We start from the raw sequence: 26,054 nt of genomic DNA, 5'->3' as shown, positions 1-26,054 counted from the left end.
GGAGAAAAAGATGTTAAAAGAAATTAAAAAATCGGTTATAGTATTTGGAACATTAACACTAATATGTGGTCTTGCCTATCCATTGCTTATAAATACAATTGGCGAAAGTGTATTTGCATCCGAAGCTAATGGCTCATTGGTATATGAAGGTAAAACACCTATAGCTTCGACATTGATAGCCCAAAATTTTACACAGCAGTATTATTTTCATCCTCGTCCTTCATCAGCAGGAACGGATGGGTATGATGCTACATCGTCGAGCGGATCAAATTTTGGATATACTAGCCAAAAACTCCACGATGCGGTGAAAGAGCGAGTGAATGCATATCGAATGGAAAATGGATTGAAGGCAACTCAAAAGGTTCCAATGGATGCAGTGACGACTAGTGGAAGTGGACTTGATCCGCACATCACTGTGGTGAATGCAATGATACAGGCAAAACGAGTAGCCCTATCACGTGGAATTGAAGAATCTAAAGTGATAGATGTTATTCATAAAAATACTCAAAAGGTTTATTGGAGTATCATAGGGGAAGAAAAAATAAATGTCGTAACATTAAATTTAACATTAGACAGAGAATTTGGAAAAGTTAAAATCTAAGGCTGAAAGTCTCCTAGAAGAGATACAAAAAGCTGAACAGGGAAATTTTATCCTTTATCTTGGTGCTGCTGCTGGAGTAGGTAAAACTTATGCCATGCTCTTAAAAGGGCGTCAACTCCAAGAAAGTGGTATTGATGTGGTCGTTGGGTATCTTGAAGCACATGGACGTATGGAAACTGAATCGTTAGCCGAAGGTTTGGAAGTTATCCCTAGCAAAAAGATTCGTTACGGTGGAGCGGAATTTAGTGAAGTCGATATCGATGCGATTCTCAAACGTGACCCTGAAGTGGTACTGATTGACGAACTTGCTCATTCCAATACACAAGGTTCTAGCTACGAAAAGCGCTATCAGGATGTTCTTGAAATTCTCTCACATGGCATTGATGTTATTGCGACGATGAACATTCAACACATTGAGAGCCTTAATGATGTCGTTTATTCACTCACAAATGTTCGCGTAATTGAAACAGTTCCCGATAGTATTTTGGAGAGAGTGGACAGTTTTCGGCTCATCGATACACCGCCAGATGAGCTGATCGAGCGGCTAAAAAATGGCAAAATTTACCCACAAAATAGGGTTGAGTCTGCACTCAATAATTTCTTCACAGAACAAAATCTTAATAAATTGCGTGAGCTCACATTACGTAAAGCTGCTCTTAAAGTAAGCGATGAGATCAACGAATATTCAGTTGCCAAACGTGATGGCAGACGGGTTCAAACCAACACGGTTATGGTTTGTATTGATCATCACGAAGAGTCAATGGATGCGGTACGTTATGCCAAACGGCTCAGTGATTCATTAAAAGCACCATTAATCGCATTGCAAATCACTTCTGATGCCCCAGGAAATTCCAAAAAAAGTGAGAAGATACGCAAACATGTCAAACTTGCTGAAAGATTAGGTGCTACAATTGTTTCTAAAGTATCTGGAGATAAAACTGATTCAGTAATCGAGTCAATCGAGGAGTATGGTATCACTGAATTGGTGATGACTCGTCCTAAAAGTCGCTTTTTCGGGTTAATGTTTCCAAATCTGACTAAAAGTGTAATGGATAGAAAGCCTAAATGTATCATTGATGTCGTTCCATTTGAGAAAAAAAACACCTCTTTATTTGAACAGATTAAGCCTTTAGAGGGGATATCCGATAATCTTCGCTATTATCTAAATTCACTGGTTATGTTAGTCGGCATAACGGGTATCTCTTTTATTGGAAAAGATTTACTTGGAATTGTTAATATCACACTACTATATCTCCTTTTAACTCTTTTTTCTGCAGTCCGTTATGGTGTGGCTTACTCTTTTTTTACAGCACTGGTTGGAGTATTATTATTTGATTTCTTATTTATTGAGCCCTATTATAGATTTAGCGTGAATGACCTTCGTTATATACTATCGTTTATCATCTTTTTGATTGTTGGATATACGTCAGGAAAGCTATCCGATGTGATCAAAGCCAAGAATAAGGCAATAAAAAACGAAGAAACTAGATTTCGGCGGCTTTATGAGCTAAGCTCCAGATTAGGAGATTTTGACAATGAGCAGGATGCTTCAAAATTCGCAGTTGAAAAATTGCATGCTATTTTTAATTCGAAAACAATAGTGTTAATTCCTGATGAATCTGATAAACTCAAAATTGTTTCAGCGATTGTGAACAGTGAGATTCTCAGCAATGAGGAGTGCAATTTCTTTCGTATCTCATCGAATGACCAGGCCTGTGCACAATGGGTCTATCGTAACGGTGAAAGTGCCGGAAAATTTACCAATACGCTGCCCAATATAGAAATGACTTATTTCCCATCTAAAGCTTTTAATAAGACCTTAGCCGTGGTTGCAATAGAGTTGCCAGTATTGGACACTCCGACATATGAATTACTATCTGCTTTTATGAATACATTTGCAGTTTCATTGTGGCGTATTGGTCTCTTTCGCCAAAATCAACATATTAAATTGGTGGAAGCCTCAGAAAAATTAACATCGGTATTGTTTAACTCGGTCTATCATGAACTTAAAACCCCTTTAGCTGCAATTCTAGGATCAGTTAGTACAATTAATAGCCCAGATGTAACTATCTCTGATGCATCCGAAATGCAGTTATTGGAAAATATTGAAGATAGTGCTTTAGAGATGGAGCGGATTCTTAAAAATCTTTTGGATTTTGCACGACTTGAAAACGGATTGATTCATCTGAAAAAAGATTGGTGTGATGTAGAAGATATTTTGGGAACTGCCTATCAAAAAGCATTAAAGCAGCATCCACGGGAAGATATGACTTTTAGATTTCATGTCGATTCACCACCTATTAAAGGGGACTTTTCATTGCTAGAGCAGGTAATGCTCAATCTCTTTGATAATGCATTAAAATACTCAAAAGCCGGTGAAATTAAAGTTAATGCTGTAAAGCGAGGAGCTAATCTTTTAATTACGGTTTCTAATCCTAGCGATATTGATGGGTCTGAATTATCTAATATATTTGATAAATTTTATCGGGCTGAAATCTCGGCTAAAATCAAAGGTTCAGGTCTTGGACTCTCAATTATCAAAGAGATTATACAGGCACATAAGGGGAGTATCAATGCGGTGAAGCACTATGGTGAATTTGTATTGACAATTACTCTCCCGATTAACTCAAATGACTCAAAAATGAATATAGAAGGATAAAAATGGCAAATATTTTATTGATTGAGGATGACAGCAGAATCCAAAAAATGTTGTCTATTTCTCTTGGTGCAGCAGGATATGAGTTGTTAAAAGCAGACTCAATAAAATCAGGTCTTGTTACACTTTCTCAGAATCCTATCTCGTTAGTGCTCCTTGATCTAGGGCTTCCTGATGGTGATGGCAAAAAGTTCATCAAAGAAGCAAAGATGTTCAGTGATGTACCTATTATAGTAGTCAGTGCACGTGACATTGAGAGTGAAAAGATTGAAGCATTGAATATGGGAGCAGATGATTACCTGACTAAACCTTTCAGTATCGGTGAACTGATTGCACGGATAAAAGCATTATATCGTCGTGTCCAAGAAAAAGACGAATCTGTTCAAGATGAGATTACAATTGGTAAACTCACGATTAATTTAATCAATAAAACGGTGATTATCGATTCCAAACCAGTTAAGCTTACAAAAAAAGAGTTTGAACTTCTCTCTCTTTTTGCCAAAAATCGCGGCAAAATTTTGACCCATATCTTTGTCTTAGAAAATGTGTGGGGAAGAGGCTATGGAAATGAGACACATTATCTACGTGTTTTCATGGCGCAACTTCGTAAAAAAATAGAAGAGAATCCATCTATGCCACAGTATATTGTTACAGAATCAGGGATGGGGTATCGATGTCAAGTGCCAACAGTAAAGTAGTCACTATTGACATATTGGTAAATTGTTATGGTTTAAATTTTTTAACTTTGGAGAATTATGGAAAAATTAAAAATATTTTTTCAAAATAGATTGAATTTAGAAGTTTTTTAGCTGTTACACTACTTGTAATAGCTTCTATTTTTGGCTTGATTGTTGAACTTATTATTTATCTACTCTATTTTATGATATTTTTAGAAATTGTAAGGGTTTTAATAGGTTTTATATACGAAAACAGAGTAAAAATTAGACTGATCTGGCAACAAGAAATAAGACACGAAAAAATGAGTCATAACACAAGTTCAACAACCTGTACTTTCCGAAAAATAGATATTACTTTACAATCATTCTAATATATGAGATAAATAATAAGTTCAATACAAAGGATTTATTATGAATGTAGGTTACGCAAGAGTTTCAACTTCCAGTCAAAATCTTGAGAATCAAATTGATCAACTCAAGAATTCAGGCTGTGAAAAGATATTTTCAGAAAAAAGATCAGGAAAGAATGAAGTAGATCGCGAGCAATTTAAGATTATGATGGGCTTCGTAAGAGAAGGTGATGTGCTTTATATTACAAAACTGGATAGATTAGCAAGGTCTGTAATAGACCTTCATAACATTGCAAAGTTTTTACAAAATAAAGATGTAAATCTCAAAGTATTACATCAAAACATTGATACAACATCTCCAGCAGGTAGACTATTATTCACAATGTTAGGTGCTATTGCAGAGTTTGAACGTGATTTTATAAATGAGCGTGTTAGAGAAGGGATTGAAGCTGCAAAGAAAAAAGGTGTTCAGTTTGGCAGAAAAGCTATTCTGGATACTAAAGAGAAAATTGTTATACACAAGCAGCATGAAAAAGGAAAATCTGTTGCATGGTTATCTAAGTTTTTTCATGTAGCTCGTAATACAATCTATAGAGCAATTAAAGATGTAGCTAAGAAGAAGTAGTCAATTTGACTACTTCATTTAATCACTAGTTAAAAATATCAAGTTTTATGATTTATCGTATATTTAGTACCTTTACCTGAAGTACCTTCAACTTTTTTGATGCAAGCTTTTTCAAGTAAGTCTGCTAAGTCTCTTGATGCATTGGTTTCTGCTGTATTAGCAATTTTTACATATTTCTTCTTTGTTAAATCACCTTTAAAATTTTCATTACCTATATCTAGAAGTTTATTTAATACTTTAATTTGTCTTGCATTTAATTCATCACCCCTATGAGCATCCCAGAACTTTGTTTTATCAACAATGTATGATAGTTGTTTTTGGGCATCTAATAAAGCGTCATGTAGAGTTTTAAAAAACCATTCCATCCAATATGTAATATCTAAAGGCTCGTCTTTTTCAAATCTACCTGTTGTTTTATCTAGTGCATTATAGTATCCTTTTCTATCTTCATAGATACTCTTTGACATAGTATAAATTTTTGAAAAAGAAGACTTTTCTAATTTGGATAAAACTCTATCTGTTAAAGCTCTAGTTATACGACCATTTCCATCATCAAAAGGGTGAATAATTACAAACCAAAGATGTGTAATTGCTGCTTTTTCTAAAGAACTAGGTGTTTCATTAAACCATTGGATAAAACTATTCATTTCTTGCTCTAATGTATCAAAGGGTGGTGCTTCGTAATGAATTTTTTCCTTTCCGTAATCACCTGATACAACTTGCATAGAGCCATCGCCTCTGAATTGAGCTACTTTTATTTTAGAAAATCCACTGTAACCCTTTTCAAACATTGCATGATGCCAACCAAATATTTTTTCTAAATTTAAAGCTTCATTATAATGTGTATTAGCATCAATTAATATTTCAACATAGTTGTCTTCTTTCCTAATAGCATTATAATGTTCATGAGATTCAAGTCCAAGTTTTTGTTTAATAGAAGATCTTACACTTTGTCTATTTAATATTTCTCCTTCAATTTGACAACTGGCTATTATCTCATTTTCAAGGGTAGTAGCTAAAGAGTATTTTGTACTTTCTTGATCCATTAAAAGCATAAAAGCTTTTAGTTTACCTTGCTCATATGCAATATCTCTTAATATTAGTGATAATCTATCTTTATCATATTTAAAATTAGGATACTCTTCGTATTCCCAAATCCATTTTTGTTTTTTCATGGAATCATTTTAACTAAATTAGTATGAAAAAGCAAGTTTTTCATACCAAATAACGGTATGAAAAACTATATTTATCGTATCATTAACTCTAAATTTTGGAACAAAATTAGAAAATCTCACTTATTGGCTTTATAACCTTTATTTAGAGATATAATTTGTTCCAAAAATTGTTCAAAAAGTAGAATTTGGAGATTCTCTCAAACCCTTAGGACTTTTTGAACAACAAAAATCACTTTTTAAGTCATAAGTTTAAAGATTCATCTAGTCTGCCCTCAAACAATATTGCCAACTGTGAAATAGTTAGCGATCAATTCCAAATAGGTATAGTCCATTTTTTAGAAGCATTCTGAATACCCATATACAAAAGTTTGAGAAGACTATTTCCATTTTATTAATCCTCTAGTGCGAAATTGTATCTATTTAAGTTTTGGTTAATATTTTTAACCTAAGCTGTTATTTTCTCTCATTTTTGCAATTTTGGTATAAATAGAAATTGAGTTATCTTCTTCATTTGATTCAATAGGAGTTATATAATTATCATTCTTAGGTAATTTTTGAGTAATATCTTTGTTAATTGCTTTTTTTACAAAAAAATCAATTAATGAAATAACTGATTTAACTTCTTTTTGTTCACTCTCACTTAAATACTTTTTTCTTAATACCATACAATGCTCTTTAATTTCATCATAAGCTTTTGCTTTTTCTTCATTTTGATTAGGTTTAATTTTATCTTCAATAACTATTTCTTTTGAATTTTCATCAACTATTTTATCTTTTGCTTTTTCAAATTTATTTTCTTTTTTAATCTTTGATAAATAAATGCTAAGATTAGCTTCTGTTAATCCAGATTTATTTTTAGAATTTGATTTTAGATATTCTATAATTTGTTTCTGCGAATAATTAAGATTTAAAAGAGTATTTATATCATCTAAATATTCATCAAAAACAGAACTTTTTTTCTTAGGTTCATATTTATTCATAAATTCTTCTAATTTCATTTAATTAAACCTTATTTTAAATTATTAAGTATTATATAGTAAATATTTAACAAAATCAATAATACTTTAAATATATTTAATATTAATAAATAGTATTAAATAAAAATTAAATATTAGTTAAATATATCTTAATTATATAATAAAAATTGCCTACGAAAATAAACTAAGCGAGTATGCCAAATGTGGTCACAAATTTCTAACGCAATTTATTCCCAATTTTGCAACTCGTTGTTCACCAAAGGTGACAAATTTGAATTAAGATATTTCTAAAATTAAAATAATATTTGAAAATTATTTACTTAAATTTTATTTATTATTACAATTTGTAATTATTTTAATAATAAAAAAATCATATGGTAAAATTAAAAAAATAAAAGGAAAGTTATGAAAAAAGAAGATTTAGAAAAATTATTAGTATATGAATTATCAAAAGAAAAAATGGAGAGCATATATATAAATATAGAAACTAATTTAAATAAGTTTATAAAAAATCAATTTATCAAATATAAAAAAGAGATCAATATTAGATATAGAAACCCTTGGAGCACTAACTATAAATATCAATATAATGCATATGCAGACAAGATAATTGGAATTCCAAATACTTATGAAATATATATATGTTCTTTACTAATTAAAGACCTTTATACATTTGCACATTATACTTCAACATTAGATATTTTTAGAATTAATAAGAATGATAATAGACAACTATTTGCAGATAGTTTATTTTACTTTTGGTTATATTTTATTTCTTTACATGAATATTCTCATATAATTTTAGGACATACTGATTATAAAAGATCTAGTAAAAAAATTTTAGAATTTATTGATTTATCTTGCCTTTCTGAAGATCAATTAATAGAATCTCAAGCTATGGAGTTAGAAGCAGACTCAACTGCAGCAATACTTACTTTTGCAAGTATTCTTAGTATAAAAAAAGAAATTAATAAAGGATTAAAGAAGTTGACGGATAAAGATTTAATATATAATCATCTTTTAGGTTTATATTTTTTATTTGATTTTTTTAATCCTATTTCAAAAGAAAAAAGAAAAAAGGCATCTCATCCTTTAGGAATAGAAAGAGCTATGTTTTTTAATGGCTCGATAAATTTAAAAGTTGATGAATTAAGAAAAGAATTAAATATAAGTAAAGATGATTTTCTATTAGAAAGTGGATTATCATTAATTTCTTATTTAAGATATTTAGGAATGACTGACAATGAAATTGTATTAAACAGTAATTTATTTCTAAAGAAATTAGATATTTTTGATAATAAAAAAATATTAGACCGATATAAAAATCTTCGACTAATTGATTTAGATAACGGAGTAATTACAAATATTAAACAAATATTTCATGAAAACCCAGAAAATGCAATTAGTGCGATTAAAACTTTTACCTCTAAAAATAAAAACATCAATAAATGTTGGATTAATATTGGAGGTGAAAAATTTGGTAAACTAACACTAGATCAAATCTTAAATAATGAAAAATATAGTATCTGTTCAAAGACCTATACAATGGATATTTTTCCTCTTGATGTGATTGGTTCTTATCAAAAACCTTTTACTCATACCTCATTAATTAATATATTAAATGGTAAAGATAGATATAAATTTTGTGAGTTTTTTGATTCTACAAAAGCAAACTATGATACAAATTATTTCTTTAAGGAATTTGAAATAGATAAACCAATATATATTTCATTTAATGATATTAATGGAGTAAAAAGATACATAGTTTCAACAGGTAATCATAGAACTTTAATAGGTTCATTTCTGCAAATGATAGATAATAGTTTTAAATTAAGAGGTGTAATTTGCAGAGAATATACAATTGACTGGAGTAAATTTAGCCCAAGTCGTATAGTATTTTGGAAAACTAATTTCGATATGAATAGTTTTTTAAAAAGAATCGAGATATAAATATTTCTACAGAAATGACTATTTTATAAGTGTTAGAACTGACAAAAAATAAATTATTGATATTTTCTATAAATATAAATAACATTAATAAAATTATATTATATCATAGTAGACTTAGCTAATATAGTAACTTAAACAGAATTTCTAACAAGTCTTTAGAAGAGGAACAAAATGAAAATTGATATTCAAGATTTAATAGATATTGATTCTTTAATGAAAAAAGGTGTAAAAGGAACTGAAATTGATGCATTATTTAATGCTTTTTTAGTTATAAAAGAAGATTATAAATATCCATTTATTGGAATTAAATTAAAAACTAGTGAACAATTAGAATATATGATAACTGAAGCAAACAATGTCCATATTTATTGTGAAAATAGTATATTCAAGTTGATTGCTTATTATAATAATACTGAACTATATCATCTATCACGTTCATATTATATCGAAACTAAAAAATTGCTTGATGCAGGAAAATATCGAAAAAAATATGAACTAGAAAATATTTATGGTCCACATAATTATAATGTATTTTTAAAACAGGAAGGAAACTTTTCAGAACGAATAATTAATTATGTAAAAGAAAAAAATAAACTAATAACAAAACTGTTTTTGGGTAGAGAAAAAAACACAAATACTGAATATGGACTAAGAATTAATACAAAAGATTGTTTATTTTGCTCTAATGAAATTAAATATACAGTGAGTACTACAGTTTCAGCGGAAAAAGCTTTCTTTTTCTCTTATGATGTATGTGAAATATGTTTTGATAATATACATTCAAACGATATTTCAGCACTTAATTACTTTGTAAAAAATTATACTAGTGAAGAATTTATCTCATTGACTAATATATCTACAGATGAACTTTTAGCTGATACGAAAAAATTTCTAAAAGAAGAACTAGATTGTATGATAATAAAATGTAATAAAAAAGACACGATTACAGCAATTAGAAATAAATCGAATATTAAAATAATATTTAGAATAACAAGTCCATTAGATTATGGCTATATGTTTTTTGATGAAACAGGTGAACAATTTGCTAGAATAGATTCAGCGGATCACCACCCTGAATTGGAGTTTGGTCCAGTCCATTTACATAATTCAAGTATTAAAAAAGATTTTAATAAAAAAGTTAAAGAAAGTTTTACTTTAGGATTACCTTCTATAGATAAAAAAGCTATTATAAACTTATTAAATGAAAATGAACGCTAACAAATATTAGAAAATAAAGATTATCCCATTTAATATATTTTGTTAAAATATTAGAGATATAGATTAAAGCATTATCAACTGTAAAAGAAGAGTTAATTTTAAATCCACCAATTAAACTATTAAGAATCCGTTTCCATTTGATAATCTTGAACAAATAAGATTGAGATATTCACTATGTAATAAATCTTATATGGTTGTTACATCATTTATACGTACAATTTGATTTATGATAATTTTAGCGTAAATTAATATTTTATATTCCAATACTCATCAAGTTTATATCTTTCTTTGTTCTTAACTGTATAAAAAATTAAGTCACTTTTTTTTGAATAAAATTTAAATAATTCATCTTTTATAAACCCAATTTTTTCCAAATAATAACCTGCAAGTTGGTAGTAAGGATATATAAAATCAAATTTCTCAATTATTTTAAATATCTCATCAATATCTAATTTATTTTTTATTATTTTGAATTCATTAATTACATTGTCAGGTGATACAAAATAGTGAATATTACTTATAATTTCAACAAAAGCTCTATTAATTGAGGATACTCTATAACCTTTATAATTAGTTATACCAATGCTACCTGTGTTATTACTTTCTAGAGAAACAAGATTATATCCATTTATAACATCATGAGCTTTTGTTCTTCTTGGGTTGCTAGTAAATGCTTTATCAATTGCATCTTGGGTTAAACTTCTTGAAGTAAAGTTGTTTCTCTCTTTTCTTTCTCTAGAAATAAAGACAAAGTTGTTTCTATAATTTGATAATCCCTGAATATTAAGTGATGTAAACATTGGGAAAAAACTCTTATTTTCAAGAGAGCATGCAAAATCATATATATTAAATTCTTTATCTAGTGTATATCTTATTTTTTGAATATCTCTAAAAGTTACTGTATAAGAGATTAACCCATCTTCTAATAGTTTAGAATAGAACATATTTGAAGACATACTTTGTTGAAGCAGGTTTTCATCTTTTAAGTTTTCTAATATCATAGGGATATGTTCAAAAGAAAAGACACCATGATTTTTTACATGTTCAAGGATTTTTTCTTTATTTCTTGTATATTTATCTTGTCTCATAACTTCTCTTAATAAAGTAAATTTACTTTATTTTATCAGTATTATATTTATATGTCAAGTTTTTCAAACCTTGACATATTTTAAATATAATGTTAAAATTAAGTAAATTTACTTAATTAAGGAGTTTAATTTTATGATTTATGTAATCAAAAACACTTTACCTCTAGGAATTTTAACCCAGTCTTCTGAAGGGGTAATTACTTTTGAATATCTCGATTTTGTACCAAAAGAGCAATATTTAGGAAGTTTAAGTAAGAAAATTAATACTTCAGATGTATTATTTCCAATATTTGAAAATATGATCCCAGAACATGACCAAAAAATTTTATTGGAAAGTCAATATGAAATAACAAACAGTATAGATATTCTTTTACATCTAGAGAATGTTCATGGTACATACGAATTTTACTCGCAAGAAGAATTTGAAGCATATAGACCACTAGAGAGCTTTGAAAAGTTTGTATATAATGAAAAAATTGATGAAATCTTGGATAATAATTATGAATTTCCTAATATATTAAAAGATTACGAATTGAATATTTCAAATGAAACTTTATATCCTGAGGGTATAACAAAGGGAAAGGTTATTGGATTATCAGGTTTTCAATATAAATTCTCAATTTTGATAAATAAGGAAGATAAAACAATTACTCATGATTCAGGAAAATTGAGTAATTATTTTATGAAACCATATAATAGGCATTATTCCCATTATGATTACAAAGATAAAGATAGAAGTTACATACCTTATTTATTAATCAATGAACATCTATTTATGACACTTGCAAGAGATTTTGGTTTTAAAGTACCTTATAATGGAATTATTAAACATGAAATAGATTATCACTACTTTATAAAAAGATTCGATAGATATAATGACAGTAAGATTGATCATACAGAACTATTAACTCTTATGAATAAAATAAGTACAGAAAAATATAAAGTTACAATGCAAGAGGTATTTGAAACTGCAAAAGAGTATTTAAACCACGGAGAGGAAATCATACTTTTTAAATTTATAATATTTTCAGTTGTAATAGGACATGGAGATTTACATGCAAAAAACTTATCTTTAATTAATGTAAGTAATAAGTCTACTGAAGAGAATAAACAACTTTCACCATTTTATGATATCTCTACCACTAAAATCTATAAAGGACTAATTGATAGAGATATAGGTCTTAAGATTATAAATAAAACAAAAAATATTGATAGACAAATACTTTTAAAATTTGCAGATATTATTAAAATTGATAAAGATATTGCTATTAATCTTATTAATGAAGTTTATTCCCAATTTAAAGATACATTTTTAATGTATGTTGAAAAATTACCTAATGAAATTAAAGGTCTTGTATTTCATCATGGGAAATACTCAAAAGGAACACTTGATGCAGTATTGAGAAAATATTATAACAACAGGTTGGAATTTATTGAGAAAAATTTACTTGAAAAAACTACAACAAAAAAAGATTCTGAAAGTGGTTTTTGGGAATAAAGCTTTTAGCTTCAATCCTCATTTAAATACTTGAATCTTCTGTTAGTTTTGCTAATTTATAGAATTAATTAATGGCTCTTTTAAAGCTATTGACTAATTTTTAATGGATTTAATATATAAATTAATATCTAGTGTCAAACGAAGTGAAAATGAGCCTGTAAAATAATATATCCTAAATATTATCTTTTCTTTGAATAAGTGGTTTATTTTTACTTCTGGGTCTACTTCTATCTTTTCTAACTAATTTAGCTCTTTCCTCTGGCTCGTAAGTAGATCTAGACTTTATTAATAACGCAGTAAGTTCTTTAATAAATGGATTTCTTTGATTTAATTCATAAATTCTTATATTTCCAATATCTCTACCAACAATAATACTTCCTGTTTCAAATTTTTCTAATTGTTTTTTAATTACAGAGGGACTTACATCGTAAAATAATGCTATTTCTCTTGCATAGGCACTATTTCTTGCTAACAAAAATTGTAATACTCTTTCTGCATTTTTACTACCAAACAAAATATCTAACATAATAAATCCCTCCATATGTTTTATTTTATAGAAAATATATTCTACTTTATATTAATATTCTATATAATAGAATATTAATATAAAATTAAATTATTCACAAAGTACTATATTATAGTATATTGTAAGATATATATGATTTTATATTTTAATATAATTAAGTCTATTTTAATAATTAAAACTTCAATTCAAGTACAGCATCTTTCCCATTATTAGAATTTAATTTTGCATATCTAATAGTTTGACTAATATCTGCATGGTCCATTAATCTCATAATTGTATATATTGGTGTTCCTTGAATTGCTAACTGTGAAGCAAAAGTATGTCTAAGAGTATGTATTACTACTCTTCGTTTACTATCTTCAACTTTTAATCCCTGATTAAATAATTTATCAAAGATTGGTTGCAAAACTTTATTTATTGCAACTCTATTTAATTCATTAGGAGAACTATTTACAAGATAATCAATTGGACTAAGTTTTTCTATTCTTTTAGCAATTATTTCTTTATATGCAGAATGTATATATCCGTTATATGTTCTATTTGATTTATGATTTTTGATAATTACTGTATTTGAATTTAAATTAACATCTGCTTTTGAAATAGTTAATACACTTCTTAATCTTGCTCCAGTTGATATGCTTAATGCTAAAAATACTTTTATATTTTCAGTTACTTCATCTCTAATTTGATTATCAAAGTATTCTTGTCTATTATCTAATGCATCCCAAATCTTTTTAATTTCATCTAATTCTAAATATCTTTCTCTATCATTGTCAACTTTTTCTCTTTCTACTTTAGTTGCAATTGCTGGATTTTTAACATTCAAATCTTTTTTTGAAATCATATAATTAAAAACCGTTCCAATGATATTTATCCAATCATTGATTGTTTTAGGAGCATATTCTCTTCCTGTTTTGAGACTTTTTAACTTCTTAGCTTTTAATTTAAAATCATCTACCATTTGAGTTGTAATGTCATCTATTTTTATATGTCTAAAAGTCGATTTTACATGTAATTCATATCTTCTTTTAGTATTTTGACTATCACTTTTATTTTCTATTGATTTATAGTATAAATTAAAACATTCATCAAAAGTTGGTAACTTTTGATTTAAAAGCATTGGTGCATCTTCTTTTAATCTATCTATTAATGTTCTTTTAACTCTTATTTTATTTGCATAAGCTGCATTAATGCCCTCTTTCTCACTCCCAACTTTTTCTCTAATTGGTTTACCATTTAACTTATATCTTATGTAAAATACTTTACCATTATTTATTGTTTCATTATAAAAAACACCTGTAAATTTTGTTTTTTTCAATGGATTTTCCTATGTATATTTTTGACACCTATTTGACACCTAATAATAGAATTTAATAGGTTAAGATAGGATAAAAGAGTTATTTTATATTTTAAAATAGTTTTTAAAATACCTATAATTAGGAGCTTATAGTATCATTTAGAATAAAATAGTAAAAAAGAGATATTATGTAAATTAGAGAAGGTACACCAGTAGAAGTATCAGTAGCTGAATAAGCACTTAATTACTACTTTATCAAAAAGGCAAGAGGTTTTTATCTCTTGCCTTTTTTTTGATTTAAAATCACTATAAATAGTGTTACTGAATATTATTTAGCATAAAAATTAAAATAATCTGATTTTTTTTGTTATACTTCCAAAAAAAAATTATAAATAATTTAGTAAAGGGGAAAAGTTGCAAACATTTACGTTTAATGGTGATGGAGTAAAAACTTGTAAATGTTGTGAGAAAAAAATGTCTTCAAAAGGTGGATTATACGAAGGTGTTTGTTCTTCAACTTGTTCATCAAAACAATTAGAATATAATTCAATCCCTATAAATTTGCTTTTTATTAAAAGATTATATATACATATCAATGATGAAAAAACAAGGGAAGAACAAATTGATAAGTTTATTACTATCAATAAACTAAATAAAGATATGACAAAACATAAAATTAAAAGAATTGCTGAATATTTTTTATCAAATCAGCTTGATAAATTAGAAATTAAAAGAAATTCAATTTATCATATAAATCTACAAAAATAAACATATATAAATCTAAAAGTTTTATCATAGGAATTTAAATAGATAGATATTTAATCAAATTTGACTAATAATTTTTTTAACAACATAAAACAGCTAAACATATTTTTAGCTGTTCTTATACCTATAACATACTATTTTTTTACAAAGTTATTTTCTCTTTGAGAATATCTTGGACCTATATTTGGATATTTTTTTAAAATATTTTCAATTCTTTCTAAATCATTTAAGTTCAAACTCACATCAACAGCACTTGCATTTTCTTCTAAATATTTTCTTCTTTTAGTTCCTGGAATTGGAATGATATTATCACTTTGATTTATAACCCAAGAAATTGCAAGTTGAGCTGGTGTACAATTCTTTTCTTTTGCAAATAAAGCAAATTCATTTGCAAGATTTTTATTATTTTCAAGATATTCTCCACTATATCTTGGAAGATTTTTTCTAAAATCATTATCAACTAATTTATCAATTTCTAAACTATTTGACATAAGACCACGACTTAATGGAGCAAAAGGAACTAAAGTAATATTTAACTCTTTTGTAAGTGGCAATATCTCTTTTTTAATATCTTGAGTTAGAAGTGAAAATTCACTTTGAAGGGCAGAAATTGGATGAATTGCATGGGCTTTTTTTAATTCATCAGCTGTGCATTCACTAAGTCCTAAATATTTTATTTTTCCTTCACGTACTAGTTGGCTCATAGCTTCAATAGTCTCTTCAATAGGAGTATTTTGGTCAATTCTATGGGCATAATATAAATCAATTATATCTGTATTTAATCTTTTTAAACTTTTTTCCACAGCTTCTTTTATATGTTTTACTGAACAATCTATGAAAACATCTCCACTAAAAGAGTCACCAATATCATTTTTCATTCTAAAACCAAATTTTGTAGCTATAAATATTTTATCTCTATTTTTTGTCAAAACTTTTGAAATCAACTCTTCATTAGACCCATTTGCATAAATATCAGCTGTATCCCAAAAATTTATTCCAAGTTCTATTGAACGCTCTAAAGTAGCAATACTTTCAGTATCATCTCTTTGTCCATAAGCTGCACTCATTCCCATACAACCTAAACCAATAGCTGAAAGTTTTATGTCTGTATTTGCAAATTTTGTGTATTTCATTATTTATCCTTTAAAAATTCAATATCATTTATAGTATCAATATCTATACAAAAATCTTTTTCTAACTGAATATTAATACAACTCTCTTTTTGTAAGAGCTCTTTTGCTCCAAAATCAGCATCTAGTTTTAAAAGTTCATCATAATACTTTTTAGGAAAAATTGCTGGAACTTTTGGACTTTTGCTTTTTTCGTATGAAGAAGCAATAATATTTTCTTTTTGAATATTTTCTTTCAAAGCTTGAAAATGTGATATTGGAATAAAAGGCTGGTCACAAAGCATAACCATAGTATGATCAAACTCTTTTGTACAACTAATTGCCAAAGAGAGTGTTGTTCCCATTCCTTTTTTGTAGTTTGGATTATAAATGATATTCACATCAAAATCTTCCAACTCTTTTTCGCATTTTTCTTTTTCATGTCCTAAAATCACAAAAACGTCTTTTGAGATTTCAAGGGCTTTTTTAACTGCAATTTTTAATAGAGTTTCATTTTTATAAACTAAAAGTTGTTTTGTTATCTCTCCTAATCTTGAAGAAGTTCCCGCTGCTAAAATCACAACTGCTAAATCTTTAGCGTTTTGCATTTTAAATTTTTCCATTTTTTTGGGCTTCTATTTGTGAACAAATAGAAAGTGCAATAGCTTGATGAGTATTTCCACCAATATCAAGTCCAATTGGTGCAAAAAATCTTTTGTCATTTTGTAAACCAAACTCTTGTTTTATTCTTTGCATATTTTTTTTATTTCCCATCATTCCAATATAATTCATATTTGAATTAAGCAAAGCTTTTAAATAAATATCATCGGTTTTTGGGCTATGACTTAAAATCACAGAAGCATCATAAGAGTTTAAATCCATAGATAAAATATCTTCAAGATTTGAAAGTTCTATTACCTCATCAGCCTCTTTTACAAACTCTTTAGAAATCTTAACATCAATAACTGTTGTTTTCCAAGACATTAAATTTGCCATAAAAATAAAAGAAGTCACATGAGCACCTGAACCAAAAATCAAAACAGAATATGGCTTTTTTATATATTCGTAAATTTTGCCATAATTTTCTTCATAAAAAAATGGCTCAATCTTATATTTTGAAGTTCCATGCCCAGAGGATTCATCTAAAGGAATTGATTCAAATGTATCTATTTGACAATTTTCTAAAGCTTTTATTGAAGATTCAACTATTTTATTTTGTAAAAATTTGCTTCCTAAAACACCTATAAATTCACCATTTGAATTTACAAGCATTATATTTCCAGCTTTTGCATAAGTAGAACCAAGTGTTTCAACAACACTGGTTACTACAATATCAAGTTTTTCATTTTTACATTTTTCAATAAATTTTAGATGTTCTTTATCACTAAACATAAAATTATCCCAGTTTTATTGGAAATTTTGTATATCTTTTTCCAGTTGCATCAGCTAAAGCATTTATAACAGCTGCAAACATCGGAGGAACTCCAACCTCACCTATTCCACCTATTTTTTCACCTGAATTTATGATTTCAACTTTGATTGAATCAGGAGCATCTTTTAGTCTATTTACTTCATAATCATAAAAATTGTTTTGGTCAACTGCACCATTTGTTAGAGTAATTTGAGCTGATTTAATATATCCAATTGTAAAGTTAATTGAACCTTCAATTTGATTTTCAATTCCAAGTGGATTTACTGCCATTCCACAATCAACACAAGCCCAAACATTTTGCACTTTATAATCATTGTTTTCAACTTTTACTTTTACCACATAAGCTACGATACTGCCAAAACTTTCTGCGATTGCAACTCCAAACCCACTATTTTTTTCTCTTTTGTACCAATTTGATTGAGCTGCTACATTTTCAAGTAGTTTTACAAATCTTGGATTTTGTAAGTTTTTGATTCTAAAATCAAGTGGGTCAGCTCCTATAGAAACAGCAGCTTGGTCAATTATATTTTCAACAATGGGTGCTGATACTGTATGCCCAACTGAACGCAACCATAAAACAGTAACAGGTGAAGTTGGACAAAATGCTTTTAAATCATGATTTGATATTTTATACGGATGGTCTTCAATTCCCTCTCTTTGAGTTTTATCAATACCGTCTTTAAACATCATTGATTCAAACATTGTTCCTTTTGTTAAAGATTGATTGATTAAATCAGCTTTAAAAGCTGTGATATTTCCTTTTTCATCAACAGCCATTTTTGCACGACTTAAAGTCATTGGTCTATAATAACCCATTTTAATATCATCTTCTCTTGTCCATAAAGTCATAATAGGATAAGCTTCATCTTTGGCAACCAAAACAGCATCTACAACAAAGTCACTTGAAAGATTTGCTCGTCTTCCAAAACTACTTCCTAAATAGTTGTTATAATATTCAACATTTTCAGGATTTATTCCTAGAATCTTTGCTGCTGTTCCTCTATATAATGTTTGAAATTGTCCCCCAACAGACATAAATGCTTTAGAACCTTGATGATGAACTGTACAGTTTAGTGGTTCCATTGGAGCATGGGCTAAAAATGGAAAAGAATACTCTGCCTCTACAACTTTAAAAGCCTTATCAAATGCAGTTTTACTATCACCATCTTTTTTCATTATTGGTAAATCTTCTTTACCTAAATAGCTTTTATACTCTTTTTCTAAATCAGCTGAACTAATTTTTTCAAATTCACCATTATCCCAAACAACATCTATTGCTTCACTTGCTTGTTTTGCTTGATACCAATGATTTGCTATTACAGCAATTTTTTCATTTGGGAGTTGTTTTATTTTTAAAACTCCTGCCATATTTTTAGCAATTGAATCATCATAACTTTTAATTTTTGCACCAAATACCCTTGGTTGTACGAGTGCTGCATATTTCATATCAGGAAGTCTAACATCAATACCGAATTTAGCAATTCCTGTTATTTTTTCTTCAACTTCAATTGGATGTCTTTTAACTCTTGTTCCTATTAAGTTATACTCATTTTTTTCTTTTAATTTCACATCACTTGGAATTGGCATATTTTTTATTTCATCAATTAAACTACCATAAGATAATTTCTCTTTTGTTCTTTTATTTATAACATATGAGTCTTTTGTTTCTACATCATAAACTCTTACTTTCCATCTTTTTGCAGCAGCAGATTTAAGCATAAATCTCAAAGTTGCACCTACAAGTCTAACTCTTTGTTGTTGAGTTTTAATACTCATAGAACCACCCGTTAACATCATAGGCATTCCTGGAATATTATAAATATCTTTTACAGGTGCTGGTTCAAAAATAATCTCATCCCAAAAAGCATCTAACTCATCAGCTATACACATAGCAATTCCTGTATATGCTCCTTGTCCCATCTCTACTTGCCCAAGAATAAATGTAATTTTATTATCTTTATTAATTTTAATAAAAGCATTTGGCTCTATGATTTCTTTTTTATTTTCTAATTGAGCTGCCATTCCTTTTATTGGAAGATGAAATCCAATAACAAAAGCCGAAGTTAAAAGTGTGCTATTTTTTAAAAAGTCTCTTCTAGTTAATTTCATTTTTTATCCTTTTGCCACTGTTGTTACAGCTTTTAAGATTTTGTTATAAGTTCCACATCTACAAATATTTCCATTCATTGCTTCTTTGATTTCTTCGTTTGAAGGATGGGCATTTGATTTTAAAAGTCCAGCTGCATTTATTATTTGTCCACTTTGACAATATCCACATTGGGCAACATCATGTTCCCGCCATACAATTCGTAAAGCTTTTAACTCCTTGTCTTCTTTATTTTCAATAGTTGTAATATTTTTTTCATAAGCCTCACTAATAGGAGTTGAACAACTTCGTATTGCTTTATTTTCAAGTAAAACTGTACATGCTCCACATTGGGCAACTCCACAACCAAATTTTGTTCCTGTCATATTTAAATAATCTCTTAATACCCATAAAATTGGCGTATCTTGTGGAATATCTTTTAATTCATATTTTTTATTATTTATAATTACATAATTCATATTCTCTTCCTTCTATAAAATTTTTATCTATTTTAATTATAGATAAATACAAACTTTTCCAATAGAACAATTTTACAAATCACTTGCCTAATTCTCTAAATATAGAAATTTTATATAAATTGTAGAATTAGGCAAATAAATTAGAGAATCTTTATATTGTTTTGTTAAGTTATTTTATATAATAAAATAAACTTCAATATTTAATTCAAGGAAATTTTATGAACAAACATTTAGATGAATATCGATTTGATTTGATTGATTTTATTAAAAACAAATACGATTTAAATGGCAGTGTTCAATCTGTTATATCTTGTTTAGATTTTTATTTTTCAAGTGTTCCTTCTGAGTTTAGTACAAGTGTTATGTATGAACCATCTTTATGTATTATTTTACAAGGAAGTAAAGCTGTAGGTTTTGGTGATAAAATGTATGGATATAATCACAAAGAGTATTTACTCTCATCAGCTCATGTTCCTGCTAATGTAAAAATAACCCAAGCTTCACAAATTGAGCCTTATATGTCATTAAGAATAAGATTTAAAATTGAAGATATTTATGAGGTTTTGAAAAATACAAATCCAGATAAACTTCTGTTTCAAAAGAAATCTGAAAAAGGTCTCTTTTTTGATGATTTAAACTTACGATTATATGAGCCAATTTCAAGACTTGTTAAACTACTAGATAAACCAAATGAAGATATAAATTACTTATCACCCTTTATAATAAAAGAGATTTTATATACTTTAGTAAATGATAAAAGTGGCTATTTTTTAAATAAATTTGCAATGGATGGAACTACATCAAATAAAGTTGTTAAAGCTATTAGTGAAATAAAAAACAATTTTAGTGAAAAACTCAATATCAAAGAATTAGCTGATTTAATTCAAATGAGCGAATCATCTTTATATCAAAATTTTAAAACAGTTACTTCTATGTCTCCCATTCAGTTTCAAAAAAAACTTAGACTTGAAGAAGCAAAACAGCTTTTAATGGTGAGAAATATAGAAATTTCACAAGCTGCATATATGGTAGGTTATGAAAGTCCCTCACAGTTTAGTCGAGAATTTACAAGAATGTTTGGAGTATCTCCTAAAACTTATGTTACTTCTTCAAAAGAAAAAATTGCCTAATTTATAATAAATTTATCTTTTTAGAGAATTAGGCATCTTGTATGGATTAATATTCTAGCCAGATTTTTTTATGTGCATTATAATACTAAAGGATTAAAAATGAAAAACAAAGATTCAAGAAGAGAGTTTATAAAAAATTCAGCAATGATTGGTGCAGGTTTAGTTCTTTTTAAATCCAGCGAAGTTTTAGCAAAGGAAGAAACAAAAATGAATAATTATATAAAAACAAAAGCTTATGCTGCTTTTGATGAATCGGGAATATTAAAACCTTGGACCTTCGAAAGAAGAGCAGTTGGAGATAATGATATTTTAATTGAAATCAAATTTGCAAGTATTTGCCACTCAGATATTCATCAAGAAAAAGGACATTGGGGAAAACAACAATATCCTCAAGTTCCAGGACATGAAATCGTAGGAGTTGTAACTGCTATTGGCAAAAATGTATCTAAATTCAAAATTGGTGATAGAGCTGGAGTTGGTTGTATGGTTGATGGTTGTACTACTTGAGAAGAAGAACAATATGAAGATGGTACAAAATTTACTTATGGATATGCAGATGAAAGAGAACCTACAAAAATTACTCAAGGAGGATATTCAACTCATATTGTTGTAAATAACCATTTTGCGGTACATATTCCAAATAACTTAAGTTTTGAGAAAGCAGCTCCACTTTTATGTGCAGGAATTACAACTTATTCACCAATTATGAAAGCCCAAATTAATAAAGGTGATAAAGTTGCTGTTGCTGGAATTGGAGGATTAGGACATATGGCTGTTAAATTGGCTGTATCAAAAGGAGCTGAAGTTTATGCCTTTACTACAAGTGCTGATAAAGTAAAAGATATTAAAGCTTTTGGAGCGAAAGAAGTAATTGTTGTGGATAACAAAGAAAAATTCTTAGCATACCAAGGACAAATGGATTATATGATTTCTACAATTCCTTATCAATTTGATGTAGCTTCATATGCAAGTGTTGTAAAACCTTATGGTTTTTTTACACAAGTTGGAATGCCTGAGAATTTTCAAATTACTCTAAATAACCTTGGACTATCTGTAAGTAGAGTTAATTTTAATGCTTCATTAATTGGTGGAATGAAAGAAACTCAAGAGATGATTGATTATTGTGCAAAAAACAATGTTTTACCTGAAATACAAATCATAAAAGCAGATGAAATAAATCAAGCTTGGAAAAATGTAGAAAATAAAAAAGCTCGATACAGATATGTTATTGATGTAGCAACAATTTAATGAATTTTTGAATAAAACATGAAAATTAAATATTCAATTATTTTGGGGTTGTTTCTATTTATACAAGGTTTTACAACGGTAATGGCAAATGAAATAGAACAAAAAGAAATCAATATGAATAATAAAATAAAATTAATCATAGGAACAAAGGTATTTGTTGCAACTTTGTTTGAAAATGAAACAGCTAAAGAGTTTAAAAGAATGTTACCCATATCACTTAATATGATTGATTTGAATAAAAATGAAAAATATTTTCATTTTTCTAAAAATTTTTCTATGGATAAGTTCAGCCCAAAAATGATTAATTCTGGTGATTTAATGTTATGGAATGACAATAGTTTAGTTCTTTTTTATGAAACTTTTTCAACTAACTATCAATATACAAAAGTTGGAAAAATTGATAATCCTAATATGTTAGCTCAAACACTTGGAAGTGATGATATAAAAATTACTTTCGATTTAGAATAATTCCTAACCATACAAGAAGAAAAACTCTTCTTGTAATTTTAATCTTACATAAATAATTTATAAATTTTCAAAGGTCAATAATGAAAGAAAATGAAAATACAACTCCTTTATGGAGTGCAGTTTGGGCAATGTCTTTATGTGCCATGGTTTTAGTGGCATCCGAATTTATGCCTGTTAGTTTATTAACACCTCTTGCCACAGATTTAACTATAACAGAGGGATATGCTGGGCAATCTATTTCAATTTCAGGTCTGTTTGCATTAGTAACTAGTCTTTTTTTAACTTCAATAATTGGACATACAAATAGACGAACTGTATTGCTGTTTTTTACTATTTTAATGGGAATATCAGGTGTTATTGTGGCAAATGCTCCAAATGCTATGATTTTAATGATTGGACGAGCTCTTTTAGGAATTTGTATTGGTGGTTTTTGGTCAATGTCAGCAGCAACTATTATGCGGTTAGTTCCCTCACATTTAGTTCCAAAAGCATTGGCAATTTTAAATGGTGGAAATGCCTTATCAACAATGATAGCAGCACCACTTGGGAGTTTTTTAGGAGGAATTATTGGTTGGAGAGGTGCATTTTTTTGTATTGTTCCCATTGCAATTATTGCTTTTATTTGGTTATATAAATCTATGCCATCACTTCCATCAAGACATACTTATGGGCATAGACCAAAATTGAGTAGTGTATTTAAACTGTTAAAACAATGGAAAGTAACTTTAGGAATGCTTTCAACAATGCTTTTTTTTATGGGACAATTTGCTCTTTTTACTTATCTTCGTCCTTTTTTAGAGACACAAACAAAAGTTGATTTTGAGATGTTATCTTTAATTTTATTAGTTATGGGAATTGGTGGGCTTATTGGAACTTTTATAATCGGAGATGTTTTAAAAACAAGGCTTTATAGTTTATTAATCATTATTCCATTTTTAATGATGTTGATTGTTATTGGGCTTATTTATTTTGCTCACTCCATAACAGTCATATTTATTTTGATGGCTCTATGGGGATTTTTAGGAACTTCAGCTCCTGTTGCTTGGTGGACTTGGCTTAGTAAGGTTTTACCACATGAAGCAGAAGCTGGAGGTGGATTAATGGTTGCAATTATTCAATTAGCAATAACTTTAGGTGCTGCATTTGGTGGATTACTTTTTGATATATATGGATTTGAAATTACCTTTGTATTTAGTGCGATAATATTAGCAATGGCAACATTAATGGCTAGTATTACAGCTTTTCATACATACAAAAAACAATAAAAAATTAGGAGAAAAAAATGGAAAATTTCAGTTTTTACAACCCAACAAAAATAGAGTTTGGAAAAGAAAAAGAAAAAAATATAGGTGAATATATAAAACCTTTTAATATTAAAAAAGTTTTACTTACTTTTGGAAGTGATAGAATCAAAAAAGATGGTCTTTTTGATGTAGTAATTAAAAGTTTAAAAGAAAATAATATTGAATATATAGAGTTTGAAGGAATCACAAGTAATCCCGTTTTATCAAAGGTTTATGAAGCTATTGAAGTTGCAAAAAAAGAAAAAGTTGATGCAATTTTAAGTGTTGGTGGAGGTTCTGTTTTAGATAGTTCAAAAGCAATAGCAGCTGGAAGTTTATATGATGGTGATGTTTGGGATTTTTTTATTGGAAAAAATACAGTACAAAATGCTCTTCCGATTTTTGATATTTTAACACTTGCAGCAACAGGAAGTGAAATGAACTGTGGAGCAGTTGTAACAAATGAAAAAACAAACCAAAAATATGCTATTCAATCAGCTCATCTTTATCCAAAAGTTTCAGTGATTAATCCAGAACTTATGAATACAGTTTCAAAGGATTATTTGGTTTATTCAGCAGCTGATATTATTGCTCATTGTATTGAAGGATATTTTACAGCATCTGTTCAACCTACATTTATAAATAGACAAATTGAATCTATTATTAAAACAGTTATGGAAACTACTGAAAAATTAATAGAAAATCCAAATAATTATGACGCAAGAGCTGAATTTGCTTGGGCATCAACTTGTGCTTTAAATGGTTTAACATATATTGGAACAAAAGATTTTTCTTATCCAAATTATATGATAGAACATATTTTATCTGCACTTTATAATGTTCCTCATGGTGCTGGTTTATCTGTAATTATGCCTGCTTGGATGAAATGGTATTATTCAAAAAATAGCATTCAATTTGAAAGATTTGCCAATGAAATTTTTGGATTATACTCTTCACAAGAAGGAATTCAAGCTTTAGAAAATTGGTTTAACAAAATAGGAACTCCTACAAAATTATCTCAATTTGGTTTAAATGAATCAAATTTTGAAGAAATTATAAAAGTTGGGCTTGGAAATGCTGAATATTTTGGGGTTGGTGAAATTTACACAAAAGAAGTATTTGAAGAGATTTTAAATCTAGCAAAATAAAAAGTAAGAGGTTTTAACTTCTTATCTTTTTTATTTATGATATTCCCAAAGTTTATTCAAAAGCTCTTTTGGTTCGATAATAGATAAAAGAGTGTTATTTTCTTTTGGTGGTTTACATATCTCTTTTACAAAATAATCAGTTTTAAAATGTAAAGATTCAGCTTTTTGTATATTTGAAGATGGAACTTCTACGATTGCTCCTAAAGCATCAACAATTATTCCTATAAAAGAGGTTTTATTTTTATCATCTAGTCTTAAAATCACTATT

Annotated in this window: 25 protein-coding genes and 1 pseudogene; 14 read left to right on the top strand and 12 right to left on the bottom strand. The window is 28.1% G+C overall.

Annotated elements, in window-relative coordinates:
* Positions 1–10 precede the first annotated feature (10 nt).
* The 4 genes from kdpC (at position 11) to ASUIS_RS04335 (ending at position 4,909) form a co-directional block, all read left to right on the top strand.
* Positions 11–601 (top strand): potassium-transporting ATPase subunit KdpC, encoded by a 591-nt coding sequence (gene kdpC / locus ASUIS_RS04350; RefSeq protein WP_118885854.1) that lies wholly within the window; start codon positions 11–13, stop codon positions 599–601.
* Positions 582–3,260 (top strand): DUF4118 domain-containing protein, encoded by a 2,679-nt coding sequence (locus ASUIS_RS04345; protein ID WP_118885853.1) that lies wholly within the window; start codon positions 582–584, stop codon positions 3,258–3,260. The genes kdpC and ASUIS_RS04345 overlap by 20 nt, the downstream gene beginning before the upstream one ends.
* Positions 3,261–3,262: 2 nt before the next feature.
* Positions 3,263–3,955, top strand: coding sequence for a winged helix-turn-helix domain-containing protein (locus tag ASUIS_RS04340; protein WP_118885852.1), 693 nt, complete (start codon positions 3,263–3,265; stop codon positions 3,953–3,955).
* A 390-nt stretch (positions 3,956–4,345) separates the two neighbouring features.
* A complete protein-coding gene (locus ASUIS_RS04335) occupies positions 4,346–4,909 on the top strand; it encodes a recombinase family protein (protein WP_118885851.1) in 564 nt (187 codons plus the stop codon).
* Between the two features lie 38 nt (positions 4,910–4,947).
* Here ASUIS_RS04335 and ASUIS_RS04330 read toward each other — a convergent pair whose 3' ends face one another.
* From ASUIS_RS04330 to ASUIS_RS13665, 3 genes and pseudogenes are all read right to left on the bottom strand, one after another.
* Complete coding sequence (locus tag ASUIS_RS04330; protein WP_118885850.1) at positions 4,948–6,084, bottom strand: Fic family protein; 1,137 nt, start codon at positions 6,082–6,084, stop codon at positions 4,948–4,950.
* A 241-nt stretch (positions 6,085–6,325) separates the two neighbouring features.
* Positions 6,326–6,472 (bottom strand): annotated as a pseudogene (locus ASUIS_RS04325) (IS256 family transposase); the annotation flags it as partial.
* A gap of 52 nt (positions 6,473–6,524) precedes the next feature.
* Entirely contained in the window at positions 6,525–7,082 is a 558-nt protein-coding gene (locus ASUIS_RS13665; RefSeq protein ID WP_192894444.1) for a hypothetical protein, read from the bottom strand.
* Between the two features lie 384 nt (positions 7,083–7,466).
* On the opposite strand from ASUIS_RS13665, the gene ASUIS_RS04315 reads away from it, so the two are divergent.
* Both ASUIS_RS04315 and ASUIS_RS04310 read left to right on the top strand, forming a co-directional pair.
* The gene (locus tag ASUIS_RS04315; RefSeq protein WP_118885849.1) at positions 7,467–9,011 is read left to right on the top strand and encodes a hypothetical protein; all 1,545 of its coding nucleotides are present in this window, start codon (positions 7,467–7,469) and stop codon (positions 9,009–9,011) included.
* Positions 9,012–9,182: 171 nt separating this feature from the next.
* Entirely contained in the window at positions 9,183–10,229 is a 1,047-nt protein-coding gene (locus ASUIS_RS04310; RefSeq protein WP_118885848.1) for a hypothetical protein, read from the top strand.
* A 245-nt stretch (positions 10,230–10,474) separates the two neighbouring features.
* Here the strand turns inward: ASUIS_RS04310 and ASUIS_RS04305 are convergent, their stop codons facing one another.
* Positions 10,475–11,317 (bottom strand): hypothetical protein, encoded by an 843-nt coding sequence (locus ASUIS_RS04305; protein ID WP_118885847.1) that lies wholly within the window; start codon positions 11,315–11,317, stop codon positions 10,475–10,477.
* Positions 11,318–11,450: 133 nt separating this feature from the next.
* Between ASUIS_RS04305 and ASUIS_RS04300 the strand changes: the two genes are divergently transcribed.
* Positions 11,451–12,815: a HipA domain-containing protein gene (locus ASUIS_RS04300; protein ID WP_118885846.1), complete on the top strand. Its 1,365-nt coding sequence runs from the start codon at positions 11,451–11,453 to the stop codon at positions 12,813–12,815.
* A gap of 172 nt (positions 12,816–12,987) precedes the next feature.
* Here ASUIS_RS04300 and ASUIS_RS04295 read toward each other — a convergent pair whose 3' ends face one another.
* Positions 12,988–13,341, bottom strand: a complete 354-nt coding sequence (locus ASUIS_RS04295) for a helix-turn-helix domain-containing protein (RefSeq protein WP_118885845.1) — start codon at positions 13,339–13,341, stop codon at positions 12,988–12,990.
* Positions 13,342–13,513: 172 nt separating this feature from the next.
* Positions 13,514–14,659 carry a tyrosine-type recombinase/integrase gene (locus ASUIS_RS04290; RefSeq protein WP_118885844.1) on the bottom strand — a complete coding sequence of 382 codons (1,146 nt, stop codon included), beginning with the start codon at positions 14,657–14,659 and terminating at the stop codon, positions 13,514–13,516.
* A gap of 393 nt (positions 14,660–15,052) precedes the next feature.
* Here ASUIS_RS04290 and ASUIS_RS04285 point away from each other — a divergent pair, with 393 nt between their 5' ends.
* Positions 15,053–15,406, top strand: coding sequence for a hypothetical protein (locus ASUIS_RS04285; protein WP_118885843.1), 354 nt, complete (start codon positions 15,053–15,055; stop codon positions 15,404–15,406).
* 131 nt (positions 15,407–15,537) lie between these two features.
* On the opposite strand, the gene ASUIS_RS04280 is transcribed toward ASUIS_RS04285, so the two are convergent.
* Genes ASUIS_RS04280 through ASUIS_RS04260 form a run of 5 tightly spaced genes read right to left on the bottom strand, consistent with a single transcriptional unit; the run spans position 15,538 to position 20,509 of the window.
* The gene (locus ASUIS_RS04280) at positions 15,538–16,536 is read right to left on the bottom strand and encodes an aldo/keto reductase (RefSeq protein ID WP_118885842.1); all 999 of its coding nucleotides are present in this window, start codon (positions 16,534–16,536) and stop codon (positions 15,538–15,540) included.
* Positions 16,536–17,120: a nucleotidyltransferase family protein gene (locus tag ASUIS_RS04275; RefSeq protein ID WP_192894443.1), complete on the bottom strand. Its 585-nt coding sequence runs from the start codon at positions 17,118–17,120 to the stop codon at positions 16,536–16,538. The genes ASUIS_RS04280 and ASUIS_RS04275 overlap by 1 nt, the downstream gene beginning before the upstream one ends.
* A gap of 1 nt (position 17,121) precedes the next feature.
* Positions 17,122–17,904: an XdhC family protein gene (locus tag ASUIS_RS04270; protein WP_118885840.1), complete on the bottom strand. Its 783-nt coding sequence runs from the start codon at positions 17,902–17,904 to the stop codon at positions 17,122–17,124.
* 4 nt (positions 17,905–17,908) lie between these two features.
* Positions 17,909–20,053: a xanthine dehydrogenase family protein molybdopterin-binding subunit gene (locus ASUIS_RS04265; protein WP_118885839.1), complete on the bottom strand. Its 2,145-nt coding sequence runs from the start codon at positions 20,051–20,053 to the stop codon at positions 17,909–17,911.
* Positions 20,054–20,056: 3 nt separating this feature from the next.
* Positions 20,057–20,509, bottom strand: a complete 453-nt coding sequence (locus ASUIS_RS04260; protein ID WP_118885838.1) for a (2Fe-2S)-binding protein — start codon at positions 20,507–20,509, stop codon at positions 20,057–20,059.
* Between the two features lie 218 nt (positions 20,510–20,727).
* Here ASUIS_RS04260 and ASUIS_RS04255 point away from each other — a divergent pair, with 218 nt between their 5' ends.
* The 6 genes from ASUIS_RS04255 (at position 20,728) to ASUIS_RS04235 (ending at position 25,786) form a co-directional block, all read left to right on the top strand.
* Positions 20,728–21,639: an AraC family transcriptional regulator gene (locus ASUIS_RS04255; protein WP_118885837.1), complete on the top strand. Its 912-nt coding sequence runs from the start codon at positions 20,728–20,730 to the stop codon at positions 21,637–21,639.
* Between the two features lie 99 nt (positions 21,640–21,738).
* The gene (locus ASUIS_RS13780) at positions 21,739–22,146 is read left to right on the top strand and encodes an alcohol dehydrogenase catalytic domain-containing protein (protein ID WP_226799985.1); all 408 of its coding nucleotides are present in this window, start codon (positions 21,739–21,741) and stop codon (positions 22,144–22,146) included.
* A gap of 198 nt (positions 22,147–22,344) precedes the next feature.
* Positions 22,345–22,887, top strand: coding sequence for a zinc-binding dehydrogenase (locus ASUIS_RS13775; RefSeq protein ID WP_226799983.1), 543 nt, complete (start codon positions 22,345–22,347; stop codon positions 22,885–22,887).
* Between the two features lie 81 nt (positions 22,888–22,968).
* Positions 22,969–23,355 (top strand): cyclophilin-like fold protein, encoded by a 387-nt coding sequence (locus tag ASUIS_RS04245; RefSeq protein WP_192894442.1) that lies wholly within the window; start codon positions 22,969–22,971, stop codon positions 23,353–23,355.
* Between the two features lie 80 nt (positions 23,356–23,435).
* Positions 23,436–24,620, top strand: a complete 1,185-nt coding sequence (locus tag ASUIS_RS04240) for an MFS transporter (RefSeq protein WP_118885835.1) — start codon at positions 23,436–23,438, stop codon at positions 24,618–24,620.
* Positions 24,621–24,637: 17 nt separating this feature from the next.
* On the top strand, positions 24,638–25,786 hold the full coding sequence (locus tag ASUIS_RS04235; protein WP_118885834.1) for an iron-containing alcohol dehydrogenase: 1,149 nt from the start codon (positions 24,638–24,640) through the stop codon (positions 25,784–25,786).
* 30 nt (positions 25,787–25,816) lie between these two features.
* On the opposite strand, the gene ASUIS_RS04230 is transcribed toward ASUIS_RS04235, so the two are convergent.
* Positions 25,817–26,050: a hypothetical protein gene (locus tag ASUIS_RS04230; RefSeq protein ID WP_118885833.1), complete on the bottom strand. Its 234-nt coding sequence runs from the start codon at positions 26,048–26,050 to the stop codon at positions 25,817–25,819.
* Between the last annotated feature and the right edge of the window lie 4 nt (positions 26,051–26,054).

It is taken from the genome of Arcobacter suis CECT 7833 (assembly GCF_003544815.1).
Lineage (GTDB): Bacteria > Campylobacterota > Campylobacteria > Campylobacterales > Arcobacteraceae > Aliarcobacter > Aliarcobacter suis.
Note: the sequence above shows the minus strand (reverse complement) of the source record. Positions and strands in the feature narration are given on the sequence as shown.